At 52.5% G+C, this 14,996-nt stretch carries 15 protein-coding genes and 1 riboswitch; of the genes, 9 read left to right on the plus strand and 6 right to left on the minus strand.

Annotation, left to right across the window (positions count from 1 at the left end):
- Positions 1-262: 262 nt before the first annotated feature.
- Positions 263-1,816: a TerC family protein gene (locus DXXMK7_RS11200; protein WP_038919161.1), complete on the minus strand. Its 1,554-nt coding sequence runs from the start codon at positions 1,814-1,816 to the stop codon at positions 263-265.
- A gap of 573 nt (positions 1,817-2,389) precedes the next feature.
- On the opposite strand from DXXMK7_RS11200, the gene manX reads away from it, so the two are divergent.
- The 5 genes from manX (at position 2,390) to mntP (ending at position 6,594) form a co-directional block, all read left to right on the plus strand.
- The gene (gene manX, locus DXXMK7_RS11205; RefSeq protein WP_038919162.1) at positions 2,390-3,346 is read left to right on the plus strand and encodes a PTS mannose transporter subunit IIAB; all 957 of its coding nucleotides are present in this window, start codon (positions 2,390-2,392) and stop codon (positions 3,344-3,346) included.
- 68 nt (positions 3,347-3,414) lie between these two features.
- Positions 3,415-4,212, plus strand: coding sequence for a PTS mannose/fructose/sorbose transporter subunit IIC (locus DXXMK7_RS11210; protein WP_038919163.1), 798 nt, complete (start codon positions 3,415-3,417; stop codon positions 4,210-4,212).
- Positions 4,213-4,226: 14 nt separating this feature from the next.
- Positions 4,227-5,063: a PTS mannose transporter subunit IID gene (locus DXXMK7_RS11215; RefSeq protein ID WP_038919164.1), complete on the plus strand. Its 837-nt coding sequence runs from the start codon at positions 4,227-4,229 to the stop codon at positions 5,061-5,063.
- 112 nt (positions 5,064-5,175) lie between these two features.
- Positions 5,176-5,634, plus strand: coding sequence for a DUF986 family protein (locus tag DXXMK7_RS11220; RefSeq protein ID WP_038919165.1), 459 nt, complete (start codon positions 5,176-5,178; stop codon positions 5,632-5,634).
- 196 nt (positions 5,635-5,830) lie between these two features.
- Positions 5,831-6,014: riboswitch (yybP-ykoY riboswitch) on the plus strand.
- 7 nt (positions 6,015-6,021) lie between these two features.
- Positions 6,022-6,594 (plus strand): manganese efflux pump MntP, encoded by a 573-nt coding sequence (gene mntP, locus DXXMK7_RS11225; protein ID WP_038658363.1) that lies wholly within the window; start codon positions 6,022-6,024, stop codon positions 6,592-6,594.
- A 36-nt stretch (positions 6,595-6,630) separates the two neighbouring features.
- Here the strand turns inward: mntP and rlmA are convergent, their stop codons facing one another.
- The 3 genes from rlmA to DXXMK7_RS21895 form a co-directional block, all read right to left on the minus strand.
- Positions 6,631-7,443 (minus strand): 23S rRNA (guanine(745)-N(1))-methyltransferase, encoded by an 813-nt coding sequence (gene rlmA / locus DXXMK7_RS11230; RefSeq protein WP_038668475.1) that lies wholly within the window; start codon positions 7,441-7,443, stop codon positions 6,631-6,633.
- 95 nt (positions 7,444-7,538) lie between these two features.
- The gene (gene cspE, locus DXXMK7_RS11235; RefSeq protein ID WP_005968829.1) at positions 7,539-7,748 is read right to left on the minus strand and encodes a transcription antiterminator/RNA stability regulator CspE; all 210 of its coding nucleotides are present in this window, start codon (positions 7,746-7,748) and stop codon (positions 7,539-7,541) included.
- Between the two features lie 39 nt (positions 7,749-7,787).
- Positions 7,788-7,904 carry a DUF2627 domain-containing protein gene (locus DXXMK7_RS21895; protein ID WP_071526204.1) on the minus strand — a complete coding sequence of 39 codons (117 nt, stop codon included), beginning with the start codon at positions 7,902-7,904 and terminating at the stop codon, positions 7,788-7,790.
- 1,055 nt (positions 7,905-8,959) lie between these two features.
- On the opposite strand from DXXMK7_RS21895, the gene DXXMK7_RS11245 reads away from it, so the two are divergent.
- On the plus strand, positions 8,960-9,817 hold the full coding sequence (locus DXXMK7_RS11245) for a fructosamine kinase family protein (RefSeq protein ID WP_038919167.1): 858 nt from the start codon (positions 8,960-8,962) through the stop codon (positions 9,815-9,817).
- 46 nt (positions 9,818-9,863) lie between these two features.
- Here DXXMK7_RS11245 and DXXMK7_RS11250 read toward each other — a convergent pair whose 3' ends face one another.
- Together DXXMK7_RS11250 and DXXMK7_RS11255 are read right to left on the minus strand one after the other, a co-directional pair.
- Positions 9,864-10,412 carry a YniB family protein gene (locus tag DXXMK7_RS11250; RefSeq protein ID WP_038919168.1) on the minus strand — a complete coding sequence of 183 codons (549 nt, stop codon included), beginning with the start codon at positions 10,410-10,412 and terminating at the stop codon, positions 9,864-9,866.
- A 242-nt stretch (positions 10,413-10,654) separates the two neighbouring features.
- Positions 10,655-10,987 (minus strand): cupin domain-containing protein, encoded by a 333-nt coding sequence (locus DXXMK7_RS11255; protein WP_022633697.1) that lies wholly within the window; start codon positions 10,985-10,987, stop codon positions 10,655-10,657.
- Between the two features lie 323 nt (positions 10,988-11,310).
- Here DXXMK7_RS11255 and kduI point away from each other — a divergent pair, with 323 nt between their 5' ends.
- The 3 genes from kduI (at position 11,311) to pelW (ending at position 14,984) form a co-directional block, all read left to right on the plus strand.
- Positions 11,311-12,147, plus strand: a complete 837-nt coding sequence (kduI, locus tag DXXMK7_RS11260; protein ID WP_038919169.1) for a 5-dehydro-4-deoxy-D-glucuronate isomerase — start codon at positions 11,311-11,313, stop codon at positions 12,145-12,147.
- A 181-nt stretch (positions 12,148-12,328) separates the two neighbouring features.
- A complete protein-coding gene (gene kduD / locus DXXMK7_RS11265) occupies positions 12,329-13,090 on the plus strand; it encodes a 2-dehydro-3-deoxy-D-gluconate 5-dehydrogenase KduD (RefSeq protein WP_038668473.1) in 762 nt (253 codons plus the stop codon).
- Positions 13,091-13,352: 262 nt separating this feature from the next.
- On the plus strand, positions 13,353-14,984 hold the full coding sequence (gene pelW, locus DXXMK7_RS11270) for a pectate disaccharide-lyase PelW (protein WP_038919170.1): 1,632 nt from the start codon (positions 13,353-13,355) through the stop codon (positions 14,982-14,984).
- Positions 14,985-14,996 lie beyond the last annotated feature (12 nt).

A 14,996-nucleotide genomic window follows, 5' to 3' on the forward strand; every position in this document is an offset into this window, starting at 1 on the left:
GCAGTGGCACTTGAACGCAAAAGATACTTAATGGCTGAAAAGAGCGGCCATGAATTGTAATAAATGGTGAACCGATGGATTGGGCTTGCCGTAGCGAGGAACAAACGATGATGAAATCACCTCAGCCCTCCTTCAGCGGTAGGCCGAAAAGATAAAGAAAAAGCGAGCCTTAGGCTCGCTTCGGCATGGTTCGACTAACCACGCAATGCAATATCATTTAACCGCGGAGGCCGCCGGTCAGGACAGGCCTCCGCGCCTGGCATTACGCCTCGTCTTCCGTAGCCGTCTCAGGAATACGGACAATACGAACCAGTTCGATACGATAGTCCGTCGCTTCCACGATCAGGAACCGTAACCGGTTCAGTTCCAGCCAGTCTCCCACTTTGGGGAACTCATCGCTGTGCGCCAGCAACAGACCGGCCAGCGAGGTATAGTCTTCTTTCGGATCGACCAAATCCTGCACGTTGAGCACCTGCTGCAACGAATGCAGATCGGTGCCGCCTCGCACCAGCCAACCGTCGCCGTCTGCGATGATATCCAGCGTTTCATCTTCATCCGGGAATTCGCCGGCGATCGCTTCCAGGATATCCAGCGGCGTCACCAGCCCCTGCACCACGCCAAATTCGTTGGTGATCATCACCAGGCTGCCTTTCGCGCGACGCAGCACCGGCAACAGGTTGATGACATCCAGCGTTTCCGGCACCACGATCGGCGGGTTGGCGGCGGCGAACTGTTCCACATCGGTGTGTTCATCCAGCGCCACCAGCAGGTCTTTGGCGCGCACTACGCCGACCAGTTCATCCAGCGAGCCGCGGCATACCGGGAACAGGCTGTGCGGCGTGTCCAGCAGTTGCAGGCGAATGTCTTCCACCGAACGTTCGCAGTCCACCCAGGAGATATCGGTACGCGGCGTCATCACGCTGCGCAGGGAACGGGAGGCCAGCGTCAGCACGCCGCTGATCATATAGCGCTCTTCTTCAGCGAACGTTTCTTCCGGTTGCTGCTGCGGCTGTTCTTCCTGATCGTCATGGCTGGCTTTGCGCGCCCCCATCAGGCGCAGAATCGCTTCGGCGGTGCGCTCGCGCATCGGCCGGTGCGACTGATGTTTGATGAAGTTGTGCCGGGCAATCTGGTTAAACATCTCAATGACGATCGAAAAACCGATCGCGGCATACAGGTAGCCTTTCGGAATATGGAAACCAAACCCTTCCGCCACCAGACTCAAACCGATCATCAGCAGGAAACTGAGACAGAGCACCACCACCGTCGGATGGGCGTTGACAAAGCGGGTCAGCGGTTTGGATGCCAGCAGCATCACGGCCATGGCGATCACCACGGCGGTCATCATCACGCCCAGGTGGTTTACCATCCCCACGGCGGTAATGACCGCATCGAGGGAGAACACCGCGTCCAGAATAACAATCTGCACCACCACCGCCCAGAAACTAGCATGCGTACGGTTGGCATTCGGGTCGTGCGGACGGTTTTCCAGCCGCTCATGCAGCTCCATCGTAGCTTTGAACAGCAAAAACAGCCCCCCGGCCAGCAAAATCAGGTCACGGCCGGAAAAACTGAACTCCCCGACAGAAAACAGCGGTCGCGTCAGCGTCACCATCCAGGAGATCAGCGATAGCAGGCCAAGCCGCATCAGCAGCGCCAGCGACAGGCCGATGATACGCGCCTTGTCACGCTGTTTGGCCGGCAGTTTATCCGCCAGAATGGCGATGAACACCAGGTTGTCGATACCCAATACAATTTCGAGTACCACCAACGTCAGTAAGCCTGCCCAGATTGAGGGATCCAGCAAAAATTCCATGTCAGACTCCGGAAAATGAACGAGCGAACGACATCAATGCAGCAGCATTGTGCGACGAAAACGAAAGGGAAGTGTCAGTATAAGGCTGAATTCGGCCTGAATGGCCCACTGGGTGAAGAACACCACCGGTCAGCGCCGGGGCAAAAGAAATGAATCGTCGGTGACAGTCCATAGGAAGGGTGTTTACCCGTTACTCCTCTGTAATTAAAGGGAGGACAACTTTAACAGAGTTAATGCGATTTTCCACAACGATTTTCCTCCACTCCGCGAAGCGGGTCGCATTCATTGGCATCACCGTTCTCCCTGAATATATTCCGCCACCGATTATCGACCGGTATCACATAATTTATTTCTTCGACCCCTAAAATAAATCCTGCCGATATCAGACTGGCCTGAATCGATTCATAACCCGGCGTGATGAGTGTCGTAAACGCTTTTTGTGCCATCTATCGGGCAAGAAACAGTATTACAGCCATACTGAATATCGCTCACGGATAAACGTGACTAATTTATCCAGATTATCAGACAGATTTCACTCTCAACAAAACAGTGACTCATGAAAGGAGGGAGCAAGTGAGTATTGCCATCATGCTATGCACTCACGGCGCCACTGCCGGTCCGCTGCTAAATACAGCTGAAATGATTCTTGGTGAACAGAGTAACGTTGGCTGGATTGATTTTGTTCCCGGCGAAAACGCCGAGATCCTGATGGAAAAATATCAGGCGAAGCTGGCCGAACTGGACACCTCGGAAGGTGTGCTTTTTTTGGTGGACACCTGGGGAGGCAGCCCGTTCAACGCCGCCAGCCGTCTGGTGAACGACAAGAAAAATCATGAAGTGATCGCCGGGGTCAATATTCCAATGCTGGCCGAAACGTTTATGGCCCGCGATGACAACCCTGAATTTGGCGAACTGGTCGCGATCGCGGTGGAGGCCGGTCGCGCAGGCGTCAAAGCGCTGAAGGCGCCCGACCCGGAAAAAGCGCCCCGCCCCGCGCCCGTCATCGCCAAACCGGCAGCAGCGCCGGGAGCCGGCGGGCACATGAAGATCGGACTGGCACGTATCGACGACCGTCTGATCCACGGGCAGGTCGCCACCCGCTGGACCAAGGAAACCAACGTCAGCCGGATTATCGTGGTTAGCGATGAAGTGGCGGCGGACAACGTGCGAAAAACCCTGCTGACGCAGGTGGCCCCGCCCGGCGTCACGGCCCACGTGGTCGATGTCGCCAAAGCGGTCAGGGTCTACGACAACCCGAAATACGCCGCTGACCGCGTCATGCTGCTGTTCACCAATCCAACCGATGTGCTGCGGCTGGTGGAGGATGGCGTCAAGATTACCTCGGTCAACATCGGCGGCATGGCCTATCGTCAGGGCAAAACCCAGGTCAATAACGCCGTCTCGATTGACGACAAGGATATCGAGGCGTTCAACAAGCTCCATGAGCGCGGTATTGAACTGGAAGTCCGCAAAGTGTCGACAGATACCAAAATCAATATGATGGATTTGATCACCAAGATGGCGCGTTAGCACTTCCGAAGCAACGGATTGGGTAACGACGTTATTTTTCGGACCACTATTCTCACAGGAGAAGTACCATGGAGATCACCACGTTTCAAATCGTGCTGATATTTATCGTAGCCTGTATTTCAGGTATGGGTTCCATTCTCGATGAATTCCAGTTTCACCGGCCGCTGGTGGCTTGTACCCTGATCGGGCTGGTGCTGGGCGACATCAAAACCGGGATCATTATCGGCGGTACGCTCGAAATGATCGCGTTGGGCTGGATGAACATCGGGGCTGCCGTTGCGCCTGATGCGGCGCTGGCTTCCATTATTTCCACCATTCTGGTCATCGCCGGCGGGCAAAGCGTCGGCGCCGGGATTGCGCTGGCGATTCCGCTGGCGGCCGCAGGCCAGGTCCTGACTATTATTGTGCGCACCATCACCGTCGCCTTCCAGCATGCCGCCGACAGCGCGGCCGAGCGCGGCAATCTTTCCGCCATCAGTTGGATTCACGTTTCCGCCCTGCTGTTGCAGGCGATGCGCATCGCCATTCCGGCGGTGATTGTCGCCGTCTCGGTCGGGACTGAAGCGGTACACGGCCTGCTCTCTTCCATCCCCGAGGTGGTCACCACCGGTCTGAACATCGCCGGCGGCATGATTGTGGTCGTCGGTTATGCCATGGTCATCAATATGATGCGGGCCGGTTATCTGATGCCGTTCTTCTATCTGGGGTTCGTTACCGCAGCCTTCACCAACTTCAATCTGGTGGCGCTGGGCGTCATCGGTGTCGTCATGGCGGTGCTGTATATTCAGCTTAGCCCCAAATACAACAAGGCTCAGGGTGTGGCGGCCGCATCGTCAAACAACGATCTTGATAACGAACTGGATTAACAGGAGAGCAAGAAATGGTGGATACGACAAAGAAACTGACTCCCGGCGATATTCGCGCCGTATTTCTGCGTTCCAACCTGTTCCAGGGGTCGTGGAATTTCGAACGCATGCAGGCACTGGGATTCTGCTTTTCCATGGTACCGGTGATCCGTCGCCTTTACCCGGAAAATTCGGAAGAGCGTAAACAAGCGATCAAACGTCATCTGGAGTTTTTCAATACCCAGCCTTTCGTCGCCGCGCCGGTCTTGGGCGTGACCATGGCAATGGAAGAGCAGCGTGCCAACGGCGCGCCGATTGACGACGGGGCCATCAACGGCCTGAAGGTCGGACTGATGGGGCCGCTGGCCGGCGTTGGCGACCCGATATTCTGGGGAACCGCGCGCCCGGTCTTCGCCGCGCTCGGCGCCGGTATCGCCATGAGCGGTAGCCTGCTCGGGCCGATCCTGTTTTTCGTGCTGTTTAATCTGGTGCGTTTGCTGGTGCGTTATTACGGCGTCGCCTACGGCTATCGCAAAGGTGCGGATATCGTAAGCGACATGGGCGGCGGCCTCCTGCAGAAAATGACCGAAGGGGCATCGATTCTGGGGTTGTTCGTCATGGGCGCGCTGGTCAACAAGTGGACCCACGTCAACATCCCGCTGGTGGTATCGCGCGTAACCGGGCAGGATGGGAAAACGGCCGTCACCACGGTGCAATCGATCCTTGATCAACTGATGCCCGGCCTGGTGCCGTTACTGCTGACGTTTGGCTGTATGTGGCTACTGCGGCGCAAGGTTAATGCGCTCTGGCTGATCGTCGGCTTTTTCGTTATCGGCATCATAGGCTACTGGATCGGCCTGTTGGGGCTCTGAATCTACCGGCCGGGGCAACCCGGCCATTTCTCATCCCGCATGATGCATTCTGTTTTCATCACTCTAACCCGTTGTCTCACATCCTGTATTCACGCCACCACCGGAGTTGCTCATGACTTTCACCGACATCGTTCTGATGGTATCCATTGCCCTGGCCCTGCTGTATGCAATTTACGATGAATTCATCATGGACCGGCGGCAAGGCCAGACCCGACTCAAGGTGCGGCTGCGGCGCGCACATCGTCTGGATGCGCTGATCTTCAGCCTGCTGGTGGCAATACTCATCTATAAAAATGTCACGACTCACGGCTCGCCTTTCACCACGCTGCTGCTTTTCTCGCTGATACTGATGGCGATATATCTGACCCTAATTCGTTACCCGAAATTACTCTTCAAAGATCAGGGTTTCTTTTATGCCAATACCTATATTGCTTATCACCGCATTAAACATATGAATTTATCGGAAGACGGCATTTTGGTGATAGAACTTGAAAAAAGTCGACTACTTATCGCGGTTAATGAATTGGATGATCTGGAAAAAATATATCATTTTATGATTGAAAATCAGTAGGTTAAAATATTTTTCTTTTTCGGATAAATAATGACTCATCTCTCCACAAAAAACGTGCTGTTATTTTGACCACATGGTTACTGATGTAATTAACACCAATTGTTTCCAATTCATTAAAGATGAAAATAATTATCAATTGCATTAATAATCCATATATTATTTATTGTTGTTTAATGTAGGAATAATATGATATCGTTGCGCCGTCATTGGGGAGTAGCCGGTTCCTGAAGCCTTAAATTCAGGAATGCTCGTATCAACATACTCGTTCTTCACTGAACGTGGTACGGGCGGCCAGGTTGGCAGGCGAGACCATAGACACGTGATCCGTCGTCTGGTTGGGGGTGGGTTACGTGGATATGGAGAACCGCCCAGCCGAGGCTATTACACATGAACTTATCAGCTACACTCATTCTTGCTTTTGGCATGTCAATGGACGCTTTTGCTGCGTCCATTGGTAAAGGTGCCGCACTGCACAAACCCCGCTTTCGTGAAGCAATTCGAACCGGCTTGATCTTCGGTCTGATTGAGGCGTTGACGCCGTTAATCGGCTGGGCGCTGGGTTTTTATGCCAGCCGTTTCATTATCGCCTGGGACCACTGGGTGGCTTTCAGTCTGCTGCTGATTTTAGGCGGCCGCATGATTATGGAAGGCCTGAAAGGCGAAGACAGCCACAACTGTGAAAAAATCTCCAAACACAGCCTGTTTGTTTTGATCTGTACGGCTGTCGCCACCAGTCTGGATGCGATGGCGATTGGCGTCGGTTTGGCTTTCCTGCAGGTAAATATCTTCCACACCGCGATGGTTATCGGCTGCGCCACCATGATTATGGTGACTCTCGGCATGATGATTGGCCGTTATGTCGGCCCGATCCTCGGCAAACGCGCTGAAATCCTCGGTGGTATCGTACTGATCGGCATTGGCTGTAACATTCTTTACGAACATCTGCTCGACCTCGCCTGATACGCACAGCGGGCAGCCCGGCTGCCCGCCTTTTGTTCACCCCTCGCGGCGATGAAAACGAATCAAAAAATCGGTTTCACACTCAAACTGCGCTTCCGCCTTCAACCCTTCGCTCACGTCCGGCGTGGCTCGCCAGGCGAACGGCGTCATCTGTAGCAGACTGGCGGCATCGGCTCCCGTCATGGTCATGCGGTACTGCAACCGTTCGACCGTTTCCAATACAAACCCCGGAAATACCTCTTCTACGTCGGGGTGCGGCCTGACTTCCTGATACACCCGCGCCTTCAGAGACAGCAAATGATTTGGCCCCGGAGAAACCGTCATCAGCCCGCCGCCAGGCCGGATGACTCGTGCCAGTTCGTCACCGTTACAGGGCGCGTAGATTTTCAATACCGCAGCCAGAGAATGGTCCTGAAAAGGCAGCCGCTGACTGGACGCCACGCAGAACATCACCTGGGCATAACGTTTCGCCGCGCGCTGTATCGCCGCTTTGGAGACATCCAGCCCATAAACCGCCATCCCCTGCGGCGTCAGTTTATCTGCCAACGCAGCCGTGTAATACCCTTCCCCACATCCAATATCCAGCAGCGCGCCCGGTTGCATCTGCAGGCGGGCCGCCAACTGCTCCGATACCCGATCCCGTAATGGCTGATAGTGTCCATTATCAAGAAACGCCCGCCTGGCCTGCATCATTTCGGCGCTGTCTCCCGGCTGTCTGGAACGTTTAAACTGCACCGGCAGTAAATTGACGTACCCTTCCCGCGCACGATCGAAATGATGACGTCCGCAGGACCATCGACCCGCTTCAACATTCAGGGGTTGATGACACAGAGGGCATTGATAAGGCACTGAAGATTTTTGCATAACACTCTTGATGATTTCGCGGATAACACCAGAAAAGCAAAAAACCCGCACAAGGCGGGTTTTATGGCATGAGCTGAAAATTACAGCGCAGTAACGTTCACTGCAGAAGGACCTTTCTGGCCATCCTGAATTTCAAACTCAACATTCTGGCCTTCGGCTAAGGTTTTAAAACCGTTGCCCTGAATTGCAGAGAAGTGTACGAACACGTCTTTGCTGCCATCAGCCGGAGTGATGAAACCGAAGCCTTTAGACTCGTTGAACCACTTAACCTGACCTTTAATCTTTGCCATTTCAAAGTTTCCTTTAATAGTTTAAACCGCACAGAGGCGTTATACAGAAAAACCAGAGTCGTTACTGCTTGAGGCACTAAAATAAGGATCGGCAGAGAAGTGGTATTCAACGCTAACGTTTGTACTCAAGACTTCTTTACTGAAAATGCCATTCATATACAGAACTGTACCTCGTTTTACCCAGATGCGTTATTACATACTCTGTAATCGTTGGCAAGCCATTTTTTGCCACCGATGGATGCGTCGCACAAATTAGAGTCTTTAATGTATCATTAATATCCACTCTACAATATCCCGGGATATTGACACGCTAAAGCATTCTCTGCGGCACATCCAATCGTTTGATTATGTGCATGGTATTCCAATTACGCAAGTCGGCATGATTGACTTATTGCCAGTCGCGTCATGCCATAACAAAATGATATTACCCCACTGGTTACAGGATGTATCGATTGTCCAGCCACTGTTTATCAAAAATGTGATTAAGGCATTCTTTTTTCAGCTATCAATGATAAGAAAATCCTTTTATGACAAACAGATGCAATCGATCGAATCCTGATAGTGACTATCTGGTCATATAATAATAATGAAACATAGCAAGTATACTCTTCCGCAACTTAGAACAGAGATAACATTATTTTTGCAAAAAAATGATTTACCGATGACTTTCCTTTGCCCTATTCCGGTTTTATTTCTGTTTTTTAGCCGCTAAAAAAATGTTTATGCCGTGCTTTATGCCGCGCCCCTCCCGCTTATTTCTCAACCCTTCAATTATGTTACTGAGTTATATTCTTTCTCCCCGAATACACGCCGTTGATTCATCTATCGCGATCACATTTTATGCCTAACAAAAAATTAATCTGAATCAACCGTCAGGATCGTTGTGCCAGATCCCAAATACCGGTCTGGGTCAAATCAGCCATCACGTCGGTCATTCGCACAGATATCGCCTCCGTTTTTTGACATCCACCGTGACAACCCCGGCAGAGCGCGTTATTGTGTCCCTGCCGCCATCTTCCAATCACATCATACCCGGCGGGCTCACACTTTTTTGAGGGAAGCCGCCAGACATTACGGTTGTTGTAACGACCACCTGCTTTCCCCCGTTTCGGCAGCCCCGATAGCGCTGTCAGCTGTGCGCCAGATTCCGTTTTTACACTGCACAAATCGCTAATGTAATGATAATCGGCAACATCAACGGGAGGTGACCTATGTGGCAGACGATTGATCAACTGCTGGAAGAACATCTCGGCCCCGGTGATATTCTGGATCGACGGGAATTACCTGGCGGCGAAGTGCACCCTGCCTGGCATCTGCGTTATGGTCAGCATGATGTCTTCGTCAAATGCGATGCTCGTGAACTGCTGACCAAATTTCGCGCGGAAGCCGAGCAGTTGGAACTGCTGGCCCGCAGTAAAACGGTGCAGGTCCCAACGGTGTACGGCGTAGGCAGTAACCGCGATTACAGTTTCCTGCTGCTGGAATACCTCTCACCCAAACCCGCTTCTGCCCACGATGCCTGGCGTCTGGGGCAACAATTGGCACAACTGCACCAGTGGAGCGATCAGCCCCAGTTTGGCCTTGATTTCGATAATGATCTGTCCACTACGCCGCAACCCAACACCTGGCAGCGCCGCTGGTCCAGTTTTTTTGCAGAGCAGCGTATCGGCTGGCAACTGCAACTGGCGGCAGAAAAAGGGCTTCATTTCGGTGATATCGACACCCTGATAGCACAGGTGGAAAAACGGCTCTCAGGCCATCAGCCTCAGCCGTCACTACTGCACGGCGATCTGTGGTCCAGCAATTGCCTCAATACCGACCACGGTTATTACCTGTTCGATCCGGCCTGTCACTGGGGCGATCGGGAATGTGACTTGGCGATGCTGCCGCTGCACGCCGAACTCCCGCCGCAAATTTATGACGGCTATCAGAGCGTCTGGTCGCTGGAAAAGGATTTTGTCGAGCGTCAGCCGATTTATCAGATCTACTACCTGCTTAACCGGGCCAATCTGTTCGGCGGCAAACATGTGGTTACCGCCCAACAGGCGATAGAAAGTCAGTTGCTATAACGAAGGACGAAACCGATGCCGGGGCTACATAGCCCCGGCAGTGCCGTCAGGCCAGGATACCCACGGTTTTCAGCGTGAGATAACCGATCACGGCAACGATGACCGGCAGGATATACAACGGAAAAAACTGCAGCAGAATAGTATGGCGGGGTAATTCCACCCGGGATTCCAGTTCATCACGGGTTTTGCCTTCATCGCCTTTGACCTTCTCCAGAATCAGCTGATCTTCCAGCCCTTCACGGATATGTTTGACCTGGCGGGACAACCGGGAACCCGACACCTGCAGCGCCAGACCGACAAACATCAACAGATAGATCAGCCAGAACATGATGGTGGCTGACGCCGACAGACGGCCGAAATCAGGCACCGGCGAGTTGTACCAAAAAATGTTCAGGAACGGCGTATTGAAGCGCAGCACTTCCACCACCAGATGCAAAAAATCCTGCATCACGCCATTAATCCCCTGCTTCTTCTCGGTAAAGGCATGAATAAGATTGGCCAGCGAGATAATGGTCGAGAGCAAAGCCGGGAGAAAGATGACCCATCCCGCAATACGTTTGATCACGGCAAAAAGGCCAGCCTGTCGATACGTCATGTGTTCCCCTTGTGCGTGACGTCACACCCAGTGCCACGATGAGCAAGAAAAGTGTAGACCCATAAAACCCGTTAGCAGGGTACTTCAGGTTTTAGCAGAGTCAACGTTTTCTTTCCCGATGGCACAGTCCTACCGCACGTTGCAGGCTACACCCACCGTCAGACTGATGAAAAGCAGACTATAAAGGAAGGAATTTCGGCAAGGCGCCGGCAACATCGCCGGCACCTTATTAATAGAAAGGATCAGAGGAAGTCGGCACGTTTCGGCGAGAAGGTGTCGATCAACACGCTGCCTTCTTCCAGCGATACCACGCCGTGCATTTCGTTCTTCACCGCCATATAGGCATCGCCGGTTTTCAGGATGCGTTTTTCGCCTTCGATTACCACTTCGAAGCTGCCGGCCGCCACATAGGCGATCTGATCGTGGATATCGTGTTTGTGCGGCGTACCGATGGCACCCTTGGCGAAATGCACGCACACCATCATTAGATCATCGCTCCAGGTGATGATTTTACGTTTAATGCCACCGCCCAGCTCTTCCCACGGCGTTTCATCGTCAATAAAGTACCTTCTCATGGTTTCTCCTTAAAGATCATTCAGCGTGCCTCCCTTGTGTGAACAAGGTAACACAAAGGGTAAATACCGATATTCTAGTAACATCGGCATCAGATGAAACATAAAATAAGCAAAACCATGACGCCTCTCAAGAAATAAATAAAACATTATTTCATTTTTATTGAATTCACATCTCAACCACACTATCATCGCGCCATAACACGAAAGAACCGGGCAAAAAAGGTTCAGGTGACGTTGTCACTGCCACGCAAGGTGACCTGTTCCGCCCGGCGCTTTCCTGTCAGGCCCTCAGCCTGATTTCCATCTGAAAGCGAGGAGCAACCATGCAAGTCCGTCAGAGCATCCACAGCGACCACGCCCGTCAGCTTGATACCGCTGGCCTGCGGCGCGAGTTTCTGATCGAACACGTTTTTGATGCAGATGCCTGCACCATGACCTACAGCCACATCGATCGAATCATCGTGGGCGGGGTAATGCCCGTTCATCAGGCGGTCACTATCGGCGAGGATGTGGGAAAACAGCTGGGCGTCAGCTACTTTCTTGAACGCCGTGAACTGGGCGCGATTAATATCGGCGGCGCCGGCGTAGTCAGCGTAGACGGCGAGTGCTATGAAATCGGCCATGAAGAAGCCATTTATATCGGCAAAGGCGCGCGGGATATCCGTTTTACCAGCGTGGACCCGGCCAAGCCCGCCCGCTTCTACTATAACAGTGCGCCGGCGCACACTTCCTATCCGACACGCAAAATTACCGCTGCAGAAGCATCCCCGCAGACCATCGGTGATGATGCGACCAGCAATCGTCGGACCATCAACAAGTATATCGTTCCGGATGTGTTGCCCACCTGCCAGCTCACTATGGGGTTAACCAAACTGGCGGAAGGTAGTCTCTGGAATACCATGCCGTGCCATACCCATGAGCGTCGCATGGAAGTCTATTTTTATTTCGATATGGATGAAGAAACGGCGGTGTTCCACATGATGGGACAACCACAGGAAACCCGCCACATTCTGGTGCACAACGAACAGGCGGTGATTTCACCGAGCTGGTCGATTCATTCGGGTGTAGGCACCAAACGCTACACCTTTATCTGGGGTATGGTTGGCGAGAATCAGGTTTTCTCAGACATGGATCACGTCAAAGTTAGCGAACTACGCTAACGGCTTACCCAATAATTTCGCGTTGCGGGAAAGTGGCAAGTGAGCGCATCCCCAGTCAATGACCGGGATGAGTGAAAGCAGCCAGCAAGCCGGCAACCTGAAATATGACGGGTATAAACCGGTATTTCCCTACAGTAACAAGCTCACGACAAAACATGTCGTTTACAGAGAGATCAAGGCTATGATTCTAAATACATTCAATTTACAGGGCAAAGTGGCGCTGATCACCGGTTGCGATACCGGCCTGGGTCAGGGTATGGCTGTCGGTCTGGCTGAAGCGGGCTGTGACATCGTCGGCGTCAACATCGTTGAGCCGAAAGAAACCATCGAAAAAGTCACTGCCACAGGCCGTCGTTTCCTCAGCCTGACCGCTGACATGAGCGATATCTCCGGTCATGCCGCGCTGGTGGAAAAAGCCGTTGCCGAGTTCGGTAAAGTGGACATTCTGGTCAACAACGCCGGCATCATCCGTCGTGAAGACGCCATCGAGTTCAGCGAAAAGAACTGGGACGATGTGATGAATCTGAACATCAAGAGCGTATTCTTCATGTCGCAGACGGTTGCCCGTCAGTTCATCAAACAGGGTCATGGCGGTAAAATCATCAATATCGCATCCATGCTGTCCTTCCAGGGCGGTATCCGCGTACCGTCTTACACCGCTTCCAAGAGCGCGGTTATGGGGATCACCCGTCTGCTGGCCAACGAATGGGCAAAACATAACATCAACGTCAACGCGATTGCCCCCGGTTACATGGCGACCAACAACACCCAGCAACTGCGCGCCGACCAGGACCGCAGCAAAGAAATCCTGGACCGTATCCCGGCGGGTCGCTGGGGTCTGCCGCAGGACCTGCAGGGTCCGGCCGTGTTCCTGGCTTCCAGCGCGTCCGACTATGTGAACGGTTACACCATTGCCGTTGACGGCGGCTGGCTGGCTCGCTAAGTTTTTCCGCAAAATTTTTTTGTGATCAAAGGCACAATACTGAATTGTGCCTTTCTTTTATCTATCAGTAAGTTATCTTCCAACACTCTTTCCCTCCCGTTTCCAAATCTTCCATAAAAAATTTTCAAAACAACGTTCCGACTTTGATCACACTTTCGATATTGAGCGCATGACGAAAATAGAAGTTGGGCAATATAATCAATCAAAACAATGTTTCTATTTATAAGGAACTGTTTCGCACAGTTCTGAAAGAAGGTACTCCATGAGTATTTTTACTGATTTGAACACCAGCAGAAAATGGCAAATCGACCAATGGCTATCGGCGATTAACAGCCACATTGAAAAGATTCAGCAATACGGCCACAGCGCTGTCAACCCAACGCCGTTATTAGCTGACGGATTTGAGATAAAAACACAGTCTCCAGTTGTCTGGCAGTTTCCCGACGGCCATGATGCACCGATCTCTAACTTCGCCAGCCAGCAAAACTGGTTGCGGTTATTAATTTCCATGAGTGCCGTCACAGAAACAGAAAAATATCGTCAGATGGCGTTATCTCAGAGCGAATATTTTCTGGATCGCTTTGTCGATGAAAATAGCGGACTTTTTTATTGGGGCGGCCACCGTTTTATTAATCTTGATACGCTGGCCGGCGAAGGTCCGGAATCCAAGTCGATGGTGCATGAATTAAAACACCATCTGCCCTATTATGAATTTCTGCATCAGGTTAATCCGGAAAAAACCCGCCATTTCATTCAGGGATTCTGGAATGCTCACGTAGAAGACTGGAGTTGCCTGGATCTGGGCCGCCACGGTGATTACGCCAAGCAACGCGATCCGGACGTGTTTCTGCATTCCCGACATGATGTGGTCACCCCAGCCAAATGGCCGGAATTGCCGCTGACCAAAGGACTGACCTTCGTCAATGCCGGCACCGACCTGATCTATGCCGCCTTCGTCTATGCGCGCCACACTGGCGACGCGCACGCGGCAGCCTGGGGTAAACACCTCTACCGCCAATATGTGCTGGCGCGTAACCCGGAAACCGGTATGCCGGTTTACCAGTTTAGCTCGCCCTTACAGCGCCAGCCGGTGCCGGCAGACGATAACCAGACCCAATCCTGGTTCGGTGACCGCGCCCAGCGGCAGTTTGGGCCTGAGTTTGGCGCCATTGCCCGTGAAGCCAACGTGCTGTTCCGCGACATGCGCCCGCTGCTGATTGATAACCCGCTGGCCATGCTCGATATTCTGCGCCATCAACCCGACGCCGAAATTCTGACATGGGTGATCGCCGGCCTGAAAAACTACTATCAGTACGCTTATGACGTTGACAGCAACAGCCTGCGTCCGATGTGGAACAACGGTCAGGACATGACCGGCTACTGCTTCAAACGCGACGGTTACTACGGCAAAGCCGGTACCGTGTTGAAGCCCTTCCCGCTGGAAGGCGACTACCTGCTGCCGCTGGTACGCGCCTGGCGCCTGAGCGACGATAACGACCTGTACACGCTGATCGTCACCATGCTGTCCCGGCTGGAAAAACAGGGTATCCATCAATCCGCTTCGCCTTTCCTGCTGCTGGCGATTACCGAGCTGGCGCAAGCCAAACAATCGGCGCAATGGGCGGAATATGCCTGGCAAATGGCGGAGATTTTATTTAAGCGTTATTTCCATCACGGTTTGTTCGTGCGTTCTGAACATCATCGCTATGTACGACTTGATGATCCTTTCCCAGCCATTCTGTTAACGCTGATCGCTGCCTGCAGAAATAAATGGCCGGAAGTTCCTGCTGTCCTGACACAAGGGGGATACATCCATGGAGATTATCGAATTAATGGGGAAAGCCGGGTTATTTACGACACGGAGTTTATTTACCCAGAAAAATTAATCCACTGATTTTATTTTTTA

The sequence above is a fragment of the Dickeya sp. MK7 genome (assembly GCF_000406305.1).
Lineage (GTDB): Bacteria > Pseudomonadota > Gammaproteobacteria > Enterobacterales > Enterobacteriaceae > Dickeya > Dickeya fangzhongdai.

Bases quoted from the DNA above. Each gene is read 5' to 3' on its own strand.
- DXXMK7_RS11200 (WP_038919161.1), bottom strand. From the start codon at position 1,816: ATGGAATTTTTGCTGGATCCCTCAATCTGGGCAGGCTTACTGACGTTG.
- DXXMK7_RS11210 (WP_038919163.1), top strand. From the start codon at position 3,415: ATGGAGATCACCACGTTTCAAATCGTGCTGATATTTATCGTAGCCTGT.
- DXXMK7_RS11215 (WP_038919164.1), top strand. From the start codon at position 4,227: ATGGTGGATACGACAAAGAAACTGACTCCCGGCGATATTCGCGCCGTA.
- DXXMK7_RS11220 (WP_038919165.1), top strand. From the start codon at position 5,176: ATGACTTTCACCGACATCGTTCTGATGGTATCCATTGCCCTGGCCCTG.
- mntP (WP_038658363.1), top strand. From the start codon at position 6,022: ATGAACTTATCAGCTACACTCATTCTTGCTTTTGGCATGTCAATGGAC.
- cspE (WP_005968829.1), bottom strand. From the start codon at position 7,748: ATGGCAAAGATTAAAGGTCAGGTTAAGTGGTTCAACGAGTCTAAAGGC.
- DXXMK7_RS21895 (WP_071526204.1), bottom strand. From the start codon at position 7,904: ATGAATGGCATTTTCAGTAAAGAAGTCTTGAGTACAAACGTTAGCGTT.
- DXXMK7_RS11245 (WP_038919167.1), top strand. From the start codon at position 8,960: ATGTGGCAGACGATTGATCAACTGCTGGAAGAACATCTCGGCCCCGGT.
- DXXMK7_RS11250 (WP_038919168.1), bottom strand. From the start codon at position 10,412: ATGACGTATCGACAGGCTGGCCTTTTTGCCGTGATCAAACGTATTGCG.
- DXXMK7_RS11255 (WP_022633697.1), bottom strand. From the start codon at position 10,987: ATGAGAAGGTACTTTATTGACGATGAAACGCCGTGGGAAGAGCTGGGC.
- kduI (WP_038919169.1), top strand. From the start codon at position 11,311: ATGCAAGTCCGTCAGAGCATCCACAGCGACCACGCCCGTCAGCTTGAT.
- kduD (WP_038668473.1), top strand. From the start codon at position 12,329: ATGATTCTAAATACATTCAATTTACAGGGCAAAGTGGCGCTGATCACC.
- pelW (WP_038919170.1), top strand. From the start codon at position 13,353: ATGAGTATTTTTACTGATTTGAACACCAGCAGAAAATGGCAAATCGAC.